At 63.4% G+C, this 16950-nt stretch carries 16 protein-coding genes; 5 read left to right on the top strand and 11 right to left on the bottom strand.

All coding sequences use genetic code 11. The annotated features are described in order from the left end of the window. Positions 1-44 precede the first annotated feature (44 nt). Both NY023_RS24465 and NY023_RS24460 read left to right on the top strand, forming a co-directional pair. Positions 45-725 carry a hypothetical protein gene (locus tag NY023_RS24465; protein ID WP_013974376.1) on the top strand — a complete coding sequence of 227 codons (681 nt, stop codon included), beginning with the start codon at positions 45-47 and terminating at the stop codon, positions 723-725. A 59-nt stretch (positions 726-784) separates the two neighbouring features. After that, entirely contained in the window at positions 785-1438 is a 654-nt protein-coding gene (locus NY023_RS24460) for a hypothetical protein (RefSeq protein ID WP_013974375.1), read from the top strand. Between the two features lie 7 nt (positions 1439-1445). On the opposite strand, the gene NY023_RS24455 is transcribed toward NY023_RS24460, so the two are convergent. From NY023_RS24455 to NY023_RS24415, 9 genes are all read right to left on the bottom strand, one after another. Beyond that, positions 1446-2042 (bottom strand): MarC family protein, encoded by a 597-nt coding sequence (locus NY023_RS24455; protein WP_013974374.1) that lies wholly within the window; start codon positions 2040-2042, stop codon positions 1446-1448. Positions 2043-2219: 177 nt separating this feature from the next. Then, a complete protein-coding gene (locus NY023_RS24450; RefSeq protein ID WP_044047161.1) occupies positions 2220-4991 on the bottom strand; it encodes a hybrid sensor histidine kinase/response regulator in 2772 nt (923 codons plus the stop codon). 144 nt (positions 4992-5135) lie between these two features. After that, positions 5136-6431: a phosphoribosylamine--glycine ligase gene (purD, locus tag NY023_RS24445; RefSeq protein ID WP_013974372.1), complete on the bottom strand. Its 1296-nt coding sequence runs from the start codon at positions 6429-6431 to the stop codon at positions 5136-5138. A gap of 132 nt (positions 6432-6563) precedes the next feature. After that, entirely contained in the window at positions 6564-8171 is a 1608-nt protein-coding gene (gene purH, locus NY023_RS24440) for a bifunctional phosphoribosylaminoimidazolecarboxamide formyltransferase/IMP cyclohydrolase (protein ID WP_013974371.1), read from the bottom strand. Positions 8172-8252: 81 nt separating this feature from the next. Then, a complete protein-coding gene (gene fis, locus NY023_RS24435) occupies positions 8253-8573 on the bottom strand; it encodes a DNA-binding transcriptional regulator Fis (RefSeq protein WP_012274390.1) in 321 nt (106 codons plus the stop codon). Then, on the bottom strand, positions 8570-9583 hold the full coding sequence (gene dusB / locus NY023_RS24430) for a tRNA dihydrouridine synthase DusB (protein ID WP_013974369.1): 1014 nt from the start codon (positions 9581-9583) through the stop codon (positions 8570-8572). Before dusB ends, fis begins: the two co-directional genes overlap by 4 nt. A 254-nt stretch (positions 9584-9837) precedes the next feature. Next, complete coding sequence (locus NY023_RS24425; RefSeq protein WP_013974368.1) at positions 9838-11199, bottom strand: DUF3426 domain-containing protein; 1362 nt, start codon at positions 11197-11199, stop codon at positions 9838-9840. A 42-nt stretch (positions 11200-11241) separates the two neighbouring features. Beyond that, positions 11242-12120 (bottom strand): 50S ribosomal protein L11 methyltransferase, encoded by an 879-nt coding sequence (gene prmA / locus NY023_RS24420; RefSeq protein WP_024087793.1) that lies wholly within the window; start codon positions 12118-12120, stop codon positions 11242-11244. A 252-nt stretch (positions 12121-12372) separates the two neighbouring features. After that, entirely contained in the window at positions 12373-12828 is a 456-nt protein-coding gene (locus tag NY023_RS24415; RefSeq protein ID WP_013974366.1) for a MaoC family dehydratase, read from the bottom strand. A gap of 143 nt (positions 12829-12971) precedes the next feature. Here NY023_RS24415 and NY023_RS24410 point away from each other — a divergent pair, with 143 nt between their 5' ends. From NY023_RS24410 to NY023_RS24400, 3 genes are read left to right on the top strand one after another with little or no spacing between them, the layout of a single operon-like run. Then, positions 12972-13334 (top strand): CidA/LrgA family protein, encoded by a 363-nt coding sequence (locus NY023_RS24410; RefSeq protein WP_003257558.1) that lies wholly within the window; start codon positions 12972-12974, stop codon positions 13332-13334. Next, on the top strand, positions 13331-14047 hold the full coding sequence (locus NY023_RS24405; protein ID WP_013974365.1) for an LrgB family protein: 717 nt from the start codon (positions 13331-13333) through the stop codon (positions 14045-14047). The genes NY023_RS24410 and NY023_RS24405 overlap by 4 nt, the downstream gene beginning before the upstream one ends. 9 nt (positions 14048-14056) lie before the next feature. Next, on the top strand, positions 14057-14647 hold the full coding sequence (locus tag NY023_RS24400) for an LON peptidase substrate-binding domain-containing protein (protein ID WP_013974364.1): 591 nt from the start codon (positions 14057-14059) through the stop codon (positions 14645-14647). A gap of 128 nt (positions 14648-14775) precedes the next feature. Here the strand turns inward: NY023_RS24400 and NY023_RS24395 are convergent, their stop codons facing one another. Both NY023_RS24395 and NY023_RS24390 read right to left on the bottom strand, forming a co-directional pair. Further along, entirely contained in the window at positions 14776-16092 is a 1317-nt protein-coding gene (locus NY023_RS24395; protein ID WP_013974363.1) for a bifunctional DedA family/phosphatase PAP2 family protein, read from the bottom strand. Positions 16093-16095: 3 nt separating this feature from the next. Then, positions 16096-16764 (bottom strand): DNA-3-methyladenine glycosylase, encoded by a 669-nt coding sequence (locus NY023_RS24390; RefSeq protein ID WP_013974362.1) that lies wholly within the window; start codon positions 16762-16764, stop codon positions 16096-16098. Positions 16765-16950 lie beyond the last annotated feature (186 nt).

Here is a 16950-nt window from a genome sequence, read left to right as displayed (position 1 = left end):
GTGGTCGCCCCTGACTCGGGGGGCAACCATCTAGGAGTTTCCACATGTCCACAGAAACACAAGTCACTGCGACCGACACAGCCATCCTGGTCGAAGGCAACCTGCTGGCCTGCGGCGCAGGCATGTCTTCGCAAAGCCGTCATGACGTAAAGAACGCCTTCCACTTTGCCACCTTGGTGGCTGACAAGTCCTTCGATGCCGAAAAACAGAGCAGGGAGTGGTACGACCGGTTCATCGATGTCATGCGTGATCTTGGCTTTACCATCCCTCGTCGCACCTTCGAGCTGGAAACCTCTGCCGAGTTGTCTGTCACCGTAGGCGCTGTCGCTATACGGGCGATCGGTGCGGTCGGCAATGCAGTGCTGGGTGGTACCAAGTTGGGTGTGCTGGCCAAGGCGGCTTTCGACAAACTCACCACCGTCGAAAATGACGTCAAGGTGGTCGATCACAAGCGCAAGAACAAGGTCAGGGGCATGGTCGGGATGGCCGCCTGCGTCGAAACCGACAACAACGATGTGGTCATGGTGGTGAGCTGCATCCAGGCCTCTGCCCCCAAACTGGAGGATGACATCCTGGGTATCCAGTGGAAGCTGGACAAGACCGAGTACTACGCCGGCATGGCTGTGCTCACCCTCAACACTTTCGTCTACGACAAGGTCCGCGAAACCGTGGAAAACAAACTCGGCGTGCGCAGCGTCGAGAACGTTCTCCAGTACGACTTCTGATTGCAGGGCGGCGTTGTTGCAACGCCGCTTTGTTCGGCTCTTTGTGACGAGGCAATGCAATGGACAGAACAGCTGAACAACTGATGTTGATTGGCGGGACTGCATTACTGTACCGCGCGGACGCTGGCCAGATTCAACGCCAGGCTGCCTTCGACTCCATCCTTTACGCCCAGTTGGTGGCCAACAGGAATGCGGGGTCACGCTTTGACAACTATGAAGCCTGGTATGACGCCTATCGCGAGGCATACCGGCAACTGGGCTGGATCAAGCTGGCCAGTACGCATGACTTGAAACAGCTGGGGCAGCCCGCGCGCAGCGCGCAGATACAGCCACTCGAGGCGTGGCTGAAGATGCGCTCGATCGGTCATGAGGCTGTGCTGGCTGCAGTAAGAAGTGGCCTGGGCCGATCGATCGAAGGTTTTCGTCACCAGTTGAAGTTCAGCACGCAGGGTTCGCAACTGGTGATCGAGCTTGGCTTGCTCAAGCCGGGCCCGACCCTCGATCTTTGCAGTATCACCTTCCAATTCGACGCACCGATCGCCGGCATACCCCAGGACATGCTGCTGGTCGAAAAGGCGCTGGAGGGGGAAGCCGGGTTCAATGGCGTTTCCTTGCAGCTGGATAACGGGCGTTTCCAACACCAGCGAGATGAGCTGGAGGCATTGATGAAAACCAAGGATGCACAAGGGGAGTATCGGTTCGACCTGCATTAGGCAATGGCTATGGCGCCAGGTAGCCTTTGATACCGGTAAAGATAATTTGCGCAGCCAGGGCGCAGACGAACAGCCCCATCAGCCGGCTGACGATCTGCAGGCCCTGGTCGCCGAGGATGCGCTCGATACGGTGTGACAGGTACAGCACCAGGCCGACGGTGAAGCTGGCCAGGGCGATGCTGATGATGGCCAACAGCTTGTCGTCCCAGTGCGGGTGACCGACGCCCATTACCAGCAGTGCACCGATGGTGCCCGGGCCGACGGTGAGCGGGATGGTCAGCGGCACGATGGTGACATCCTGCTGCACGTTGTCGGCCTGTACCGCAGACTTGCCTTGGGCCATGCCCAGTGCCGAAATGAACAGCACACTGCCAGCGCCGATGCGGAAGGCGTCGGCGGTGATGCCGAAGATGCCGAAGATCGCCCGACCGAACAGGTACAGCAGGACACTGGCGATGAGTGCGGCGATGGCCACCTTCCATGCCAGCTGCTTGCGCTCCTTGCTGGAATGGCCGCGGGTCAGGCTGATGAAGCACGACAGCACGAAGAACGGGCTGTAGAGCACGAGCATTTTCAGGTAGACGCTGAACAACTCATGGAGCATGGGGGCTAGTCCAGGCAGTTATGGCTGGGCAGAGTTTATCAGCAGATTCTGTTGATAGCCTGTACCGGCCCTTTCGCGGGTGAACCCGCTCCCACAGGGATAGCATTGCCTTCAGGCCTTATGCAGTACCTGTGGGAGCGGGTTCACCCGCGAAAAGGCCGGCACAGGCGCCTCAGATCAGGAACTATGCACAGGATCCACCTTGGCTTCCCGGTGATTGGCCCAGTACTGGATCAGCTCTCGCAACTGCGACAGTTCCACCGGTTTGGCCATGTGCCCGTCCATGCCCGCCAGGCGGGCGCGTTCCTTGTGTTCGGCAAGTATGTGCGCGGTCAGCGCCACCACCGGGGTGCGCTGGCGCTGGTTGGCGGCTTCCCAGGCGCGCAGCTGCTGGGTGGCCGAGAAACCGTCAAGTATCGGCATTTCGCAGTCCATCAGCACCAGGTCATAGCGCTGCGCCTTCATCGCCTGCAAGGCCTCCTCACCATTGCTGGCGGTGTCGGGCTCGAGGTTGAGCTTGCCAAGCATCCCGCGGATCACCTTGGTCGAGATGCTGTTGTCCTCGGCGACCAGCACGCGGAAATCGCCGGGCAGGTCCAGTGCCTGGGGGATGCCGGGCAAACTGGCTGGTACGGCTTGCTCGCGGCCGCGCTGGGCCAGTTCTTCGGCCAGGGTGGTTTTCAGCGTATAGCCGGCCACCGGCTTGGCGAGGATCCGCTTGACCCCGGCGTTGCGCGCAATGACCTTGCTCGGCGCGTTGCTGATGCCGGTGAGCATCACTACCAGGATGTCGTGGTTCAGGCTCGGGTCTTCCTTGATCTTGGCGGCCAGCTGCATGCCGGTCATGCCTGGCATGTTCTGGTCCAGCAGCACGGCATCGAAGTAGTCGCGCAGGTGGGCCTTGGTGCGCAGCAGGGCCAGTGCTTCCTTGCCCGACGGGACCGCGCTGACGTTCATGCCCCAGGCGCTGCACTGCTGTACCAGCACCTTGCGGCAGGTGTCGTTGTCGTCCACCACCAGTACGCGAGCATCACGCAGCGGGCTGTCGAGGTCGGCCGGTGGCTGTTCCAGGCGCGAAGGGTCCAGCGGCAGGGTCAGCCACAGGGTATTGCCCATGCCGGTGCTGCTCTTGATGCCGAACTCGCCCTGCATCAGCCCGATCAGCTGCTTGGCGATGACCAGCCCCAGGTGGCCGCCCAGCTTGTTGCTGGACAGGAAGTGGTGGCTGTGCAACTCGGCCTGCAGCAAGGCTTCGCGGTCAGCGGCCGGCAACGGTTCGCCGCTGTCCTGGACGGCGATGCGCAGGCGCGGTACCTCGCCGCGCTGGTCCAGCGCCACTACCAGCAGGATCTCGCCCTGGTCGGTGTTTTTCAGGGCATTCTCCAGCAGGCTCGACAAGGCCTGGCGCAGGCGCGTCGGGTCGCCGCTGATCACCCGTGGTACCTGCGGTTGGGTGAAGCTGATCAGTTCGATGTTCTGCTGTTCGGCCTTGGCGCGGAAGATGTTCAGGCAATCTTCGATCAGCGCGTTGAGGTCGAACTGCACGTCATCGAGTTCGATCTGCCGGGATTCCAGCTTGGAAATGTCGAGAATCTCGTTGATCAGCGTCAGCAGTTCGTTGCCGGCGCTGTGAATGGTCTGCACGTAGTCGCGTTGCTTGACCGACAGCGGCGTGCCCAGAAGCAGCTCGGTCATGCCCAGCACACCGTTCATGGGGGTACGGATTTCGTGGCTGATCTTGGCCAGGAACTCGGCCTTGGCGTTGATTTCGGCATCGCTGGCGGCCAGTGCGCGGCTGGCGCTGAAGCGCTCCTCGCTAATGCGCCGCAGGCGTTCACTGACGGCCAGGTTGAGCAGCAGGCCGCTGGCCACGGTCAGGCCCAGCAGGATGCACAGCAGCCAGGGCGTCGAGGTACGGGTCAGGCCCAGTAGCGCTGGCAGCAGCACCAGGCCACCGAGGTTGAACACCACCATGGCCAGGCTGAACAGACGTGCGGGCGCATAGCCCTTGTACCAGTGGTAACTGCTGACCAACAGCATGCTCACGCTGCCCAGGGCCATCAGGGCGTAGGTCATCAGGTTGAGGGGCAGGGTGTCGACGAACAGCAGCACCAACCCGCTCACCCCGACCAGCAGCATCTCGCCCTGCAGCAGGCGGTTTAGCCGTGGCGAGTTGCATGGCGAGAAGAAGTGCTGGGTGAAACCCAGCCCCGCCAGGCCGGCCAGGACCAGCGTCAGGTATGCGGCGGGTGTTTGCGCGCTATGCCAAACGTGCCACCAGGGGCCGCTGAGGTTCAGCAGGATCAGGCCGCTGAGCAGCATCAGGCCGTGGTACAGCGCCAGGATCAGGGTGGTGCTGGAGCGGCTGTAGATGAAGCGGATCAGGTTGTGCATGATCAGCATCACCAGGCCGCCGAACAGCATGCCGAACAGCAGTGGCTGGCGCTGGTCGGAGGCTGCCACGGCCGCAGGCTCCAGGCTGATGGCCGGGCGCAACTGGTGCTCGGAAACCAGGCGCAGGTAGATATCCAGGGGTTGCTTGCTGTTGGGCAGGGGTAGTACATGGTCGCTGCCACGCAGGGTCGGGCTGGCATTGCCTGCCTGGCGCCCGTGGTGCAGCTGACGCAGAAGCTTGTCGCCCTCGAGGGCGTAGAGGTCCAGGCCAGAAAGGTCTGGGGCGAAAACCCGCAGCAGTTTTTCCTGCTCGCCGGGCTCCAGGCGGTAGTGCAGCCACAGGGCCTGTTCCGCAGGAGCGGCATCCAGGTCGGCAAGTACCAGCGGGCTGAACTGGTTGCGGTAACGATCGGAGCGCACGTCGCTCAGTTGCAGGTTGGCCTGTTCGTCGAGCATAACGGCCCAGCCTCCGTCATGTTCGGCCGCCGCCGGGAACATGCAGAGCAAGGTCAGCAAGCTGACGATCAGAGCTGAGGCAATCCGAAGCCGACGCACTACGAAATCCCTTCTTAGCCTAGGTGCCGGGTACTAACTATGCGCGGCGCGCCAAGTCGAAGGCAAGGCCCCTTGGGGCCCTGTCGACGAGCCGGATGCCGCAGGCGCAAGGTGCTGGGGCGCGCTGCGGACGTCCGGTACAACTTACTGCTGGTGCTCACCGCGTTCGCGGGCGATGGCCCGGTAGCCGATATCGGTGCGGTAGAAACTGCCGTTCCAGCTGATTTCCTTGGCCAGGCGGTAAGCCTGCTGCTGTGCGTCGGCAACGGTGCTGCCCATGGCGGTGGCACACAGCACGCGCCCGCCGTTGGTGGTCACCTTGCCATCCTTCAGTGCGGTACCGGCATGGAACACCTTGCCTTCGATCTTCGCGGCAGCGTCCAGGCCGTTGATCACGTCACCCTTGGCGTAGTCGCCCGGGTAGCCGCCGGCAGCCAGTACCACGCCCAGGCTCGGGCGCGGGTCCCACTGTGCTTCGACCTTGTCCAGCGCCTTGGCGAATGCGGCCTCGACCAGCAGCACCAGGCTAGACTCCAGGCGCAGCATGACCGGCTGGGTTTCTGGGTCGCCGAAGCGGCAGTTGAACTCGATGACCTTGGGGTTGCCCGCCTTGTCGATCATCAGGCCGGCGTAGAGGAAGCCGGTGTAGACGTTGCCTTCCTCGGCCATGCCGCGCACGGTCGGCCAGATCACCTGGTCCATCACGCGCTGGTGAACTTCGGCGGTGACTACCGGGGCAGGGGAGTAGGCACCCATGCCGCCGGTGTTCGGGCCGGTGTCCTGGTCGCCGACACGCTTGTGGTCCTGGCTGGTGGCCATGGGCAGCACGTTCTGGCCGTCGACCATGACGATGAAGCTGGCTTCCTCGCCGTCGAGGAACTCCTCGATCACCACGCGGGAGCCCGCATCGCCGAAGGCGTTGCCGGCCAGCATGTCACGCACGGCGGCTTCGGCTTCTTCCAGGGTCATGGCGACGATCACGCCCTTGCCCGCGGCCAGGCCGTCGGCCTTGATCACGATCGGCGCGCCTTTTTCCTGCAGGTAGGCCAGCGCCGGCTCGATTTCGGTGAAGTTCTGGTAGTCGGCGGTCGGGATCTTGTGACGCGCCAGGAAGTCCTTGGTGAAGGCCTTGGAGCCTTCCAGCTGGGCCGCGCCCTTGGTCGGACCGAAGCAGTCCAGGCCGCGGCTGCGGAACAGGTCGACTACGCCGATGACCAGCGGTGCTTCTGGACCGACGATGGTCAGGTCGACGTTCTTCTCGGCGAAGTCAGCCAGTTGCTCCAGGGCGCACACGTCGATGGCGACGTTCTCGCACTTGGCTTCAATGGCGGTGCCGGCGTTGCCCGGGGCAACGAAGACTTTCTCCACGCGTGGGTCCTGGGCGACTTTCCAGGCCAGGGCGTGCTCACGGCCGCCGCTGCCGATGATCAAAACTTTCATGTCAAAACCTCTGTTTGGCGGCAATCCTCGTACCCTGTAGGAGGTTCACCCGCGAATGCGGCGGTGAATCCAACATCGCATTCGCGGGTGAACCCGCTCCCACAGCTGCCTAGGATCGGCCGGCCATCTTGATTAGTGGCGGAAGTGGCGCATACCGGTGAAGACCATTGCGATGCCGGCTTCGTCAGCGGCAGCAATCACCTCGGCATCACGCATCGAACCACCTGGCTGGATCACGGCGCTGATACCCACTTTAGCCGCATTGTCGATGCCATCACGGAACGGGAAGAACGCATCCGACGCCATGACTGCACCCTGGACCTGCAGGCCGGCATGCTCGGCCTTGATTGCAGCAATGCGCGCGGAGTTGACGCGGCTCATCTGGCCGGCGCCGACGCCGATGGTCTGGCGCTGCTTGGCGTAGACAATGGCGTTGGACTTGACGAACTTGGCCACTTTCCAGGCGAACACCAGGTCGTTGATCTCTTGCTCGGTTGGCGCACGCTTGGTGACGATCTTCAGGTCATCGGCAGTGATCATGCCGATATCGCGGCTCTGCACCAGCAGGCCACCGTTGACGCGCTTGAAGTCCCAACCGGCAGCGCGCTCGGCTGGCCACTCGCCGCACTCCAGCAGGCGTACGTTCTGCTTGGCGGCAACCACTTCGCGGGCAGCCTGGGAAATTTTCGGGGCGATGATCACTTCGACGAACTGGCGGTCGACGATGGCCTTGGCGGTTTCGCCGTCCAGTTCGCGGTTGAAGGCGATGATGCCGCCGAACGCCGACTCGGTGTCGGTGGCATAGGCCAGGTCGTAAGCCTTGCGGATGCCGCCTTCGTCTTCAGGTACCACGGCCACGCCGCACGGGTTGGCGTGCTTGACGATGACGCAGGCCGGCTTGACGAAGCTCTTCACGCACTCCAGCGCGGCATCGGTGTCGGCCACGTTATTGAACGACAGTTCCTTGCCCTGCAGCTGGACGGCGGTGGAAACGCTGGCTTCGCCTTTCTTCGCTTCTACGTAGAACGCCGCGCTCTGGTGCGGGTTTTCGCCGTAGCGCATTTCCTGGGCCTTGACGAACTGGCTGTTGAAGGTGCGCGGGAACTCGCTGCGGCCTTCAGTGCTCAGGGTTTCTTTGGCCTGGTCGATGGTGCCCATGTAGTTGGCGATCATGCCGTCGTAGGCAGCAGTGTGCTCGAACGCCTTGAGCATCAGGTCGAAGCGCTGGGCGTAGGTCAGGCCACCGGCCTTGAGGCCTTCGATGATGCCGGCGTAGTCGCTGGCGTTGACCACGATGGCCACGTCCTTGTGGTTCTTGGCAGCCGAGCGGACCATGGTCGGGCCGCCGATATCGATGTTCTCGATGGCGGTCGGCAGGTCACAGCCAGGCTTGGAGATGGTGGCTTCGAACGGGTACAGGTTGACTGCTACCAGGTCGATCGGCTTGATGCCGTGCTCGTTCATGATGGCGTCGTCGGTGCCGCGACGGCCGAGGATGCCACCGTGGATTTTCGGGTGCAGGGTCTTGACCCGGCCATCCATCATTTCGGCGAAGCCGGTGTAGTCGGCCACTTCCACCGCATTGACGCCGTTGTCCTTGAGCAGCTTGTAGGTGCCGCCGGTGGACAGGATCTCGACACCGAGCTGCTGCAGCTCACGGGCGAATTCGAGGATACCGGTCTTGTCGGAGACGCTGATCAGGGCGCGGCGGACTGGCAGGCGGGTAGTCTGGTCGGTCATTTCGGGTTCCAATAACGCGGTGGAGTCAGCAAAAAAGGCGCCTCTGTTCAGGGAGCCGCCTTTTCTGGTTGGGATTCTGGCTTACAACAAGTCGTACTGCTTGAGCTTCTTGCGCAGGGTGCCTCGGTTCAGTCCGAGCATCTCGCTGGCCTTGGTCTGGTTGCCCTTCACGTAGTTCATCACGCTTTCGAGCAGGGGCGCCTCGACTTCGGAGAGCACCAGGTTGTACACGTCCGTCACGGTCGCGCCTTCCAGGTGGGCGAAGTAGTTGTGCAGCGCCTTCTCTACGCTGTCGCGAAGGGTCTGGCCCTCTTCGCTCGGCGTGTTGAGGTGCTGTTTCAGGTTGGCGTTGTCGCTCACGGGCGTTGTTCCACTCACAAATGTCTCGGTCATCATCGTCATGCGGCCACCCCTTGTCCGTCCTCTGTCTCAAGGCTCTGTCGACGTTCGCTGAAAAACGCGCGAACGTTGGCGCACTGCGCTTGTGTGTCTTCCAAAGCGTTGAACCGGGAGCGAAACTCCTTGCCGCCGGGTCGTGTTGCCAGGTACCAGCCAACGTGCTTGCGGGCGATACGTACGCCCATCACATCGCCATAGAAGGCATGCAGCGCGGCCAGGTGCTCCAGCAGGATGCGTTCCACTTCCTCCAGCTGCGGCGCTGGCAGGTGTTCGCCAGTGCGCAAGTAATGCTCGATCTCGCGAAAGATCCATGGCCGCCCCTGGGCGGCTCGGCCGATCAACAGGCCATCGACCCCGGTGGCGTCCAGCACCGCCCGGGCCTTTTCTGGCGAGGTGATATCGCCGTTGGCAAAAACCGGAATCGACACCGCCTGCTTGATGGCAGCGATGGTGTCGTATTCGGCTTCGCCGGTGTACAGGTCGGCGCGTGTGCGGCCATGCACCGCCAGCGCCTGGATGCCGGCCTGCTCGGCAATCTTCGCCACGTTCAGGCCGTTCTTGTTCGCCCGGTCCCAGCCGGTGCGGATCTTCAGGGTCACCGGGACGTCCACGGCGCCGACCACGGCGTGGAGAATCTCGCTGACCAAGGCTTCATCTCTCAATAAAGCAGAGCCTGCGGCTTTGTTGCAGACTTTTTTTGCCGGGCAGCCCATGTTGATATCAATGATCTGGGCGCCTGCATCGACGTTGGCCTTTGCCGCCGCTGCCATCATCTGCGCATCACCACCGGCGATCTGTACCGAGCGTGGCTCGGGATCACCTTCATGGATGCGGCGCAGGCTCGACTTGCGGCTGTTCCACAGGCTCATGTCGCTGGAGACCATTTCCGACACCACCATGCCGGCGCCCAAGCGCTGGCAAAGTGTACGGAAAGGCTGGTCCGTGACCCCGGCCATGGGCGCGAGGATCAGGTTGTTACGTAGTGTGTATGGGCCGATGCGTACCGCCGACATAGGTGATCCCTGTTGTGGGGCCGAATCTTGGAGTTCGAAAAAGGGTTGGCATGATACCCGCTCTCGGTGACCGGATAAAGATGGATTTGGATAAAATCTGAACAGTTGTCGGCTTATGACTTTTGGTATGGGTGAGGATCCAGGACCTTGCGCGGCCCCTGTGGGAGCGGGCCTGCCCGCGAAGCAGGCGGCGCAATGGATGGCACGGGCTTCGCCCGTGTTCGCGGGCACGCCCGCTCCCACAGGGCTGCTGGTTATTCCGGCGAACGGAAGCTCAGGCTGTAATTAACGGCCTTCGGCCCTGGGTCGAGGATGTCCAGGGCGATATGGATCGGGGTCTGGCTTGGCATTTCGCCGCGCCCGGCCAGTTCGCCGGACAGGTATTCGCTGGGCTTGAAGCGACGGCTGGCGATCAGCTGGCCATTGAGGTCGGCGAAGCGCAGCTCCAGCAGCGGGAACGGCTGGGCGAACGGCGCGCGGTTGTAGATGATCGCATCGACGATCAGTGCGCCCTTGAAGTCCGGGTGGCTGCGTACTACCAGGTTGCTGCTCTTGATTCGAGCGATATCGACGCGGGTCGGCACTTCGCAGCCGACCAACGGGCAGACTTGCTGGAAGAGCGGCCGGTACTGGTCCTGGCGGGCCATTTCATCGAAGTGGAACCACACGTACTGGAACGCCAACAAGCCAGCAGCCAGCAGGGTCAGGAAGCCCCACAGCAGGCGCTTGCCCCAGTTGGGCGCGGGTTTTTCCCAGCCCAGTTGCAGCGGGTCGTCGACCACGTCGACCAGCGGCTCCTTGCGCGCCGGGCGCTCGGCTTTGCCGGCAAGGCCTGGTTCCAGGCGTTCGCCGGGCAGCGGCTCGACAGGCTCGCCATCGCGCGCCGACAGGTGCAGCTCCAGCGGCTCGTCGTCGCGGGCGCTCAGGCCCCGTACAGGGGCCTCATCATCGCTGGCCCGCAGCGGTTCGTTGAATTCGGGGTGGTCATCGATTGCGGCGGTACTGTGTACCGGTGGTTCGTCGTCGATGTCCAGGTCAAGATTGCCACCTAACGTCGGCTCGGTACGCTCGCCTGGGGCGGGTTCCAGGTCCAGCTCCAGGGACTCCGGCTCCCGCAGCACGGGCGTGGGTTCTACCGCCTGTTGCGGCTCGAACGGCTCATCGGTTGCCGTACCGAACAGGTCGTCGGCATGTTCGTCCGGGTGCAGTTCGTCACGCCGCGCCTGCAGGCCGTCATCCTGGCTTGCCGGGCGAGCCGAGGCCGGTTGGCCGCGGCGCTCCAGGCGCTCCAGTTCCATGTCGAGGTCGAGCGCGTCCAGCGCCTGGCTGGTGAGCGCCCAGTCCTCGTCCGGAGTGGTGCCGGATTCGCTTGCGACAGGCTCGGGTGCGATCACCGGTTCGGCCAGCGGCTCGGCAGGGGCAGCAGGCATCGGTGCCGGCACCGCAGGTGCGCTGGCTCCGCCGGCGCGGTTCTGCTCCAGCAGCTGCTTGGCGGCGTTGAACACCTGCAGGCAGTGGCCGCAGCGCACTACACCGCGGGCCACGCTCAACTGGTGGTGGGTGACGCGAAAGCTGGTCTGGCAATGCGGGCACTGGGTGACGAAACTGTCGGTCATGCGGCAATCCGGGAGCTGTGCAGAAAAGTATTCTAGGCCCGCTTAGCGGCGGCGACCACTGATGCGCACCCAGCCGTCGCGCACGACGATCGGGTCCAGCTCGAAGTCGGCGGCATAGGCCGCGGCCACTTCCTCACCCTGCTCGGCGAGGATGCCCGACAGCGCCAGCAGGCCACCTGGGCGGACCAGGCCGGACAGCTGCGGTGCCAGCGACACCAGTGGGCCGGCGAGGATGTTGGCGACCAGCACGTCGGCCTGCATGGCCGGCATGTGCTCGGGCAGGTACAGCGCCAGCTTCTCATCGGCGATGCCGTTGCGCTGGGCGTTGTCGCGCGAAGCCTCGATGGCCTGCACGTCGATGTCGGTACCGACCGCCTCACGGGCGCCCAGCAGCAACGCGGCGATGGCCAGAATGCCCGAGCCGCAGCCGAAGTCCAGCACCTGGGCGCCTTCGAGCTGCTGGCCGTCGAGCCATTCCAGGCACAGGGCGGTGGTGGGGTGGGTACCGGTGCCGAACGCCAGGCCCGGGTCGAGCAGCAGGTTCACCGCGTCCTGTTCCGGGGCCTCGTGCCAGCTTGGCACGATCCACAGGCGGCGGCCGAAGCGCATCGGCTGGAAGTTGTCCATCCAGCTGCGTTCCCAGTCCTGGTCCTCGATCACCTCGGCCTGGTGCTCGGGCAGCTCGGCGCCGGTCAGCAGGCGCAGGTGGGCGAATACCTGCTCAGGGTCGGCATCGGCCTCGAACAGGGCCAGCAGGTGGGTGTGCGACCACAGCGGAGTGGTGTTGAGGTCTGGCTCGAAGATCGGTTGATCCTCGGCGTCCATGAACGTGACCGAGACGGCACCCACTTCGAGCAGGGCATCTTCGTAGGTTTCGGCTTGTTCCGGGCTGATGGCCAGGCGTACTTGCAGCCAGGGCATGGCGGGCACCTTTGGTAAATCGACAGGGGCAGCCCTAGGCTGCGCGAAGGCTGGCAGTTTACGCGAGTGCGGGGGGTTTGTAGAGGAGGCTGGGCACGGACATTGTGAGGGCTACTGCCTTGCACAACATTGAAATCCTGGCATGCACCCTGTGAGAGCGGGCGCGCCCGCGAACACGGGCGAAGCCCGTGCCATTCACCGCGGTGCTTGCTTCGCGGGCATGCCCGCTCCCACAGAAAAAACTGTGGTGCATCAGACAAAACAGAGGGAAAGCGACTCAGCTATATAAGCAGGCTTCTCTTCTCCCTCGATCTCCAGCGTGGCAATCGCCTTTAGCAGCCATTGCCTCGGTCTCTTTTCCGTCACTTCGGCCAGGTCCACCTTCAGCCGTACCTGGCTGTCGACCTTGACCGGCTGGATGAACCGCACGCTGTCCAGCCCATAGTTCACCACCATCTTCAGCCCTTCCGGCAGAACCAGGATGTCCTCGATCAGCTTGGGAATCAGCGACAATGTCAGGAAACCGTGGGCGATGGTGCAGCCGAACGGGGTTTTTGCCGCCTTTTCCGGGTCAACATGGATGAACTGGAAATCGCCCGTGGCTTCGGCGAACAGGTTGATGCGTTGCTGGTCGATCTTCAGCCAGGCCGAGCGGCCCAGTTCCTTACCAACGTACTGCGAAAGCTCTGTAACCGGTACATGGGGCATCGCGGACTCTCCGGATTGTCAGTTGGTACGAAAGTGCAAGATCAGCACGGCGAACCGTTTCAGTCAAGTTGCACGTTTTTCGACGAATATCGGTATATGACGGCACATGCTTATAATGGCGGCCATGCCCGAGGGAGATGCTTATGCTGTTGCGTGGTTTGACCTGGCTGGTGCTATTCCAGCTGCTGGGGACGGCAATCAACCATCTGTTGGTGCCGTTTCTGCCGGGGCCGATCATCGGCCTGTTGCTGCTTTTGTTCTTCCTCATGGCCCGTGGTGAGGTGGGCAAGCCGCTAAACGAGGCCGCCAGCAGCCTGCTGCGTTACCTGCCGCTGTTGCTGGTGCCACCAGCGGTGGGGGTGATGGTGTATGCCAGAGATATCGCCGCCGACTTCTGGGCCATTGCCGGTGCCTTGCTGATCTCCTGCCTGGTGACCCTGGTGTTCGTCGGCGTGTTGATGCAAAAGCTCATCCACCGTCAGGGCCGGAGCGAGGAGCAGCCATGATGCTCGACTGGCAAGGCGCACTGGATGCGGTCGTTCATCATCCCTTGTTCGGTATCGGCATCACGCTTGGGGCCTACCAGGTGGTGCTGGCGGCCTACGAGAAAACCCGCTGGATCTTCCTGCAGCCGGTACTGGTCTCGATGCTGCTGGTGATCGGCGTGCTGCTGGTGTGTGGCATCGACTACAGCGAATATCGCAAGAGCACCGAAATCATGAACATCCTGCTGGGGCCTGCCACCGTAGCCCTGGCTGTGCCGCTCTACCTCAACCTGCGGCGTATCCGACAGCTGTTCTGGCCCACATTTACTACGCTGGTAGTCGGAGGCCTGTTCGCTACGCTGTGCTGCCTGTTGCTGGGCTGGTGGTTCGGTGCCGAGCACATGATCCTGATGACCATGGCGCCGAAGTCGGTCACTTCGCCGATCGCCATGCTGGTGGCTGAGCAGATTGGCGGCGTGGCTGCCTTGGCGGCGGTGTTCGTGCTGATTACCGGGGTTATCGGGGCAATCTTCGGCCCGGCGTTGCTGAGCCGTTTTGGCGTGCATAGCCCCGAGGCCCGTGGCATGTCTTTGGGCGTGACCGCGCACGCAGTGGGCACTTCGGTGGCCCTGCAGGAAAGTGACGAATGCGGCGCCTTTGCCGCGCTGGCGATGAGCCTGATGGGGGTGGCCACGGCGGTGTTCCTGCCGCTGGCGGTCAGCCTGGTGGCTTGAGGACTTGTGATGACGCTACCGCTGTTTCCTCTCAATACCGTGCTGTTTCCTGGTTGTTTCCTCGATTTGCAGATTTTCGAGGCACGCTATCTGGACATGATCGGGCGCTGCATGAAGCGGGGCGAAGGTTTTGGTGTGGTGTGCATCCTCGAAGGCGAGCAGGTCGGCAAGGCGCCGCCGGTGGTCGCCTCGATCGGCTGCGAGGCGGTGATCCGTGACTTCGTGCAGCAGGATAACGGCTTGCTGGGTATCCGCGTCGAAGGCGTGCGGCGCTTCAACCTGGAAAGCACCGAGGTGCAGAAGGACCAGTTGCTGTTGGGGCAGGTGCAATGGCTGCCGGAGCAGGCGGACAGCCCGTTGCTCGAGGCGGACGAAGACCTGCTGGCGCTGCTGGTGGCCCTGGGTGAACACCCGATGGTCGAAGCCCTGGACATGCCGCGGCCTGTGGACGGGCGCCAGACGTTGGCCAACCAGTTGGCGTACCTGCTGCCCTTCATGGAAGAGGACAAGCTGGATCTGCTGACCCTCGACTCGCCACAGGAGCGGTTGGGGGAAATCCAGAAGCTGCTGGAGCGGATTCAGGGTGAATTGTTTGCCTGATAGTGATGTGTTGGCAGTGCCGGCCTCTTCGCGGGTAAACCCGCTCCCACAGGTACTGCATCAAGCCTGAGAACGGCGCTATCTCTGTGGAAGCGGGTTTACCCGCGAAGAGGCCGGTACAGGCGACATCAATATTGATACCGCAGCAAAGCCTGTGGCAGCGCATGCATGGCAAAGAACGCCAGCAACGCGACACACGCCGGCAACACCAGCCACCACACCCGCAGCGGCAAGGCCGGGAGTGTCTGGTGACGTTGCGCCAGTGCCAGGCTGAGCGCGCACACGCAGCACGCCAGCAAGGCCCCGGCGAGGATGTCGGTCGGCCAGTGCGCCCCGAGGTACACCCGTGACAGGGCAATCGCCAGCGCTGGAATGCAGCCCAGCATCACCCAGGTGAGGCGCATTCGCGGCGGCTGACCGCGACCGGCCAGCACTGCCATTACCAGGAAGAACGCAAACGACGCCGAACTGTGCCCACTGGGCATGCTGTAGCTGGTCAGCGGGTCGCTCAGCACTTCCGGGCGGGCCCGGGCGAACAGCCACTTCAGCGTGCCGTTGGCAAACGCCGTACCCATCAGTGCGCCCGCAGCGAACATGGCATGCCGCCACTGCCGGGCAAGCAGCAGCAGGCCCGTCAGCAGCCCGCCGAGGAATAACTGAGTGCGGAAATCGCCCAGCCGGGTCACCAGCACCACGGCGCCATCGATGGCCTGGCTGCGGTGCTCCTGCACCAGTGTCATCACGCCCTGGTCGAACTCGTGCAGGTAGGGCCAGCCGAGGAAGACCCCGGCCAAGGCCAGGAAACTCATGCCGGCGATCAGCCGGGTACCGTGGCGTTGATCACGAATGCTGGTGTTCAGGCTCAGCCCGATGATGACTGCCAGGGTGCCGGCGATGATCCCGGCATCCAGCCAGAAGCCTTCCGGCAAGGGCAGGCGCATGGCTGCGCCGGTAGCCCAGCCGGGCAGCAGGTAGGCCACTGCCCAGCCGGCACCGGCCACCAGGCTGACGGCGATGAACCGCGGCAGCGGCATGTCGAACATGCCGGCGACCATTGGCAGCATAGGCCGCAGCGGCCCGATGAAGCGCCCTACCAGCAGGCTGGCGATGCCGTAGCGCTGGAAGTAGGCCTCGGCGCTGCCGATCCATTCCGGATGGTGGCGCAGCAGGGGCAGCCTGCGAATGTTCTGGTGGAAGTACTTGCCCACCGTGTACGACAACGCATCGCCCACCAGGCCACCGAGAAAGCCCAGCAGCAGCGTTTCGCCCAGGCTGAAGGCGCCGCTGCCGGCCAGTACCGCGACCGCGAACAGCAGCACGGTGCCTGGCACTATGATGCCGGCAATGGCCAGGCACTCGATGCAGGCCACCAGGAATATCGCCAGGCCAAGCCACTGCGGGTTGGCGCTGAGCCAGCCAGTCAGGCTGTCGAGCCATTGGCCCATGGTTCAGCTTCCTTGTTCCAGAATGAAGAAGTCGCGGCCTTCGACTTGGCCGCGACGTAACGGGTTCCGCGTGCAGAAACGGGCGTATTCGGCATCGACGAAACGGTAGGGCAGGTGCTCGTCGCGGCCATGCGGGATGCCCAGGCGGGCGGCCTGGATCACCCGTGGCACGAAGTTGCCGCAATCCTCCACGTACAGGCGCTCGGCGTCAAAACGCTGGGCGTCCCAGTGCGGCACCTTCAGGCCCAGGGCGCGGCACAGCAAGGTCTGGCCGGCGCACAGGCGCTCGGCCGGGCGGAGGTTGCCGCTGGCATCGGGGTTGTTCAGTTGCATCTGTGCCAGGCTGTTCGGCCCCGAGCGGGCGTCCTGCCAAGGATAGGCCGACTTGATGAGCACCGCGTTGCCTGGCCCGTGGGCGCTGAAGTTCAGCGAGTCGCCGCCGCGGGCGTAGTACATATAGATGTGCCCACCATCGAGGAACAGCGCCTTGCGCTTTTCGGTGTAGCCGAGCGAGGCGTGGCTGCCTTTGTCGGTGAGGTAGTAGGCCTCGGTCTCGATGATGCGCGCGGCCAGCCACAGGTCGCCGTGGCGATGGCGTATGACTTTGCCCAGCAGGGCCTTGGCCAGGGTCTGGGCGTCGCGGTCGAAAAAGCTGTCGGGCAAGGCTGGCATGCGGGCGGTTCGTGGCTGGGACGGCGGGGATGATAGCAATGAATAGCTTAATCGAGGCTGAATCGAGTGGGATGTTGGCAGGGCCGGCCCTTTCGCGGGCTCGCCCGCTCCCACAGGTACCTCGGAGGTCCCAGGCCTTGTGCAATCCCTGTGGGAGCGGGTTTACCCGCGAAAAGGCCCTGATAG

It is taken from the genome of Pseudomonas sp. NBB (assembly GCF_032701105.1).
In the GTDB taxonomy this organism is placed as follows: domain Bacteria; phylum Pseudomonadota; class Gammaproteobacteria; order Pseudomonadales; family Pseudomonadaceae; genus Aquipseudomonas; species Aquipseudomonas asiatica.
The sequence above is the reverse complement of the archived record's forward strand: the minus strand, read 5'-3'. Positions and strand labels throughout refer to the sequence as shown.

Bases quoted from the DNA above. Each gene is read 5' to 3' on its own strand.
- NY023_RS24465 (WP_013974376.1), top strand. From the start codon at position 45: ATGTCCACAGAAACACAAGTCACTGCGACCGACACAGCCATCCTGGTC.
- NY023_RS24460 (WP_013974375.1), top strand. From the start codon at position 785: ATGGACAGAACAGCTGAACAACTGATGTTGATTGGCGGGACTGCATTA.
- NY023_RS24455 (WP_013974374.1), bottom strand. From the start codon at position 2,042: ATGCTCCATGAGTTGTTCAGCGTCTACCTGAAAATGCTCGTGCTCTAC.
- purD (WP_013974372.1), bottom strand. From the start codon at position 6,431: ATGAAAGTTTTGATCATCGGCAGCGGCGGCCGTGAGCACGCCCTGGCC.
- purH (WP_013974371.1), bottom strand. From the start codon at position 8,171: ATGACCGACCAGACTACCCGCCTGCCAGTCCGCCGCGCCCTGATCAGC.
- fis (WP_012274390.1), bottom strand. From the start codon at position 8,573: ATGACGATGATGACCGAGACATTTGTGAGTGGAACAACGCCCGTGAGC.
- dusB (WP_013974369.1), bottom strand. From the start codon at position 9,583: ATGTCGGCGGTACGCATCGGCCCATACACACTACGTAACAACCTGATC.
- NY023_RS24425 (WP_013974368.1), bottom strand. From the start codon at position 11,199: ATGACCGACAGTTTCGTCACCCAGTGCCCGCATTGCCAGACCAGCTTT.
- prmA (WP_024087793.1), bottom strand. From the start codon at position 12,120: ATGCCCTGGCTGCAAGTACGCCTGGCCATCAGCCCGGAACAAGCCGAA.
- NY023_RS24415 (WP_013974366.1), bottom strand. From the start codon at position 12,828: ATGCCCCATGTACCGGTTACAGAGCTTTCGCAGTACGTTGGTAAGGAA.
- NY023_RS24410 (WP_003257558.1), top strand. From the start codon at position 12,972: ATGCTGTTGCGTGGTTTGACCTGGCTGGTGCTATTCCAGCTGCTGGGG.
- NY023_RS24405 (WP_013974365.1), top strand. From the start codon at position 13,331: ATGATGCTCGACTGGCAAGGCGCACTGGATGCGGTCGTTCATCATCCC.
- NY023_RS24400 (WP_013974364.1), top strand. From the start codon at position 14,057: ATGACGCTACCGCTGTTTCCTCTCAATACCGTGCTGTTTCCTGGTTGT.
- NY023_RS24395 (WP_013974363.1), bottom strand. From the start codon at position 16,092: ATGGGCCAATGGCTCGACAGCCTGACTGGCTGGCTCAGCGCCAACCCG.
- NY023_RS24390 (WP_013974362.1), bottom strand. From the start codon at position 16,764: ATGCCAGCCTTGCCCGACAGCTTTTTCGACCGCGACGCCCAGACCCTG.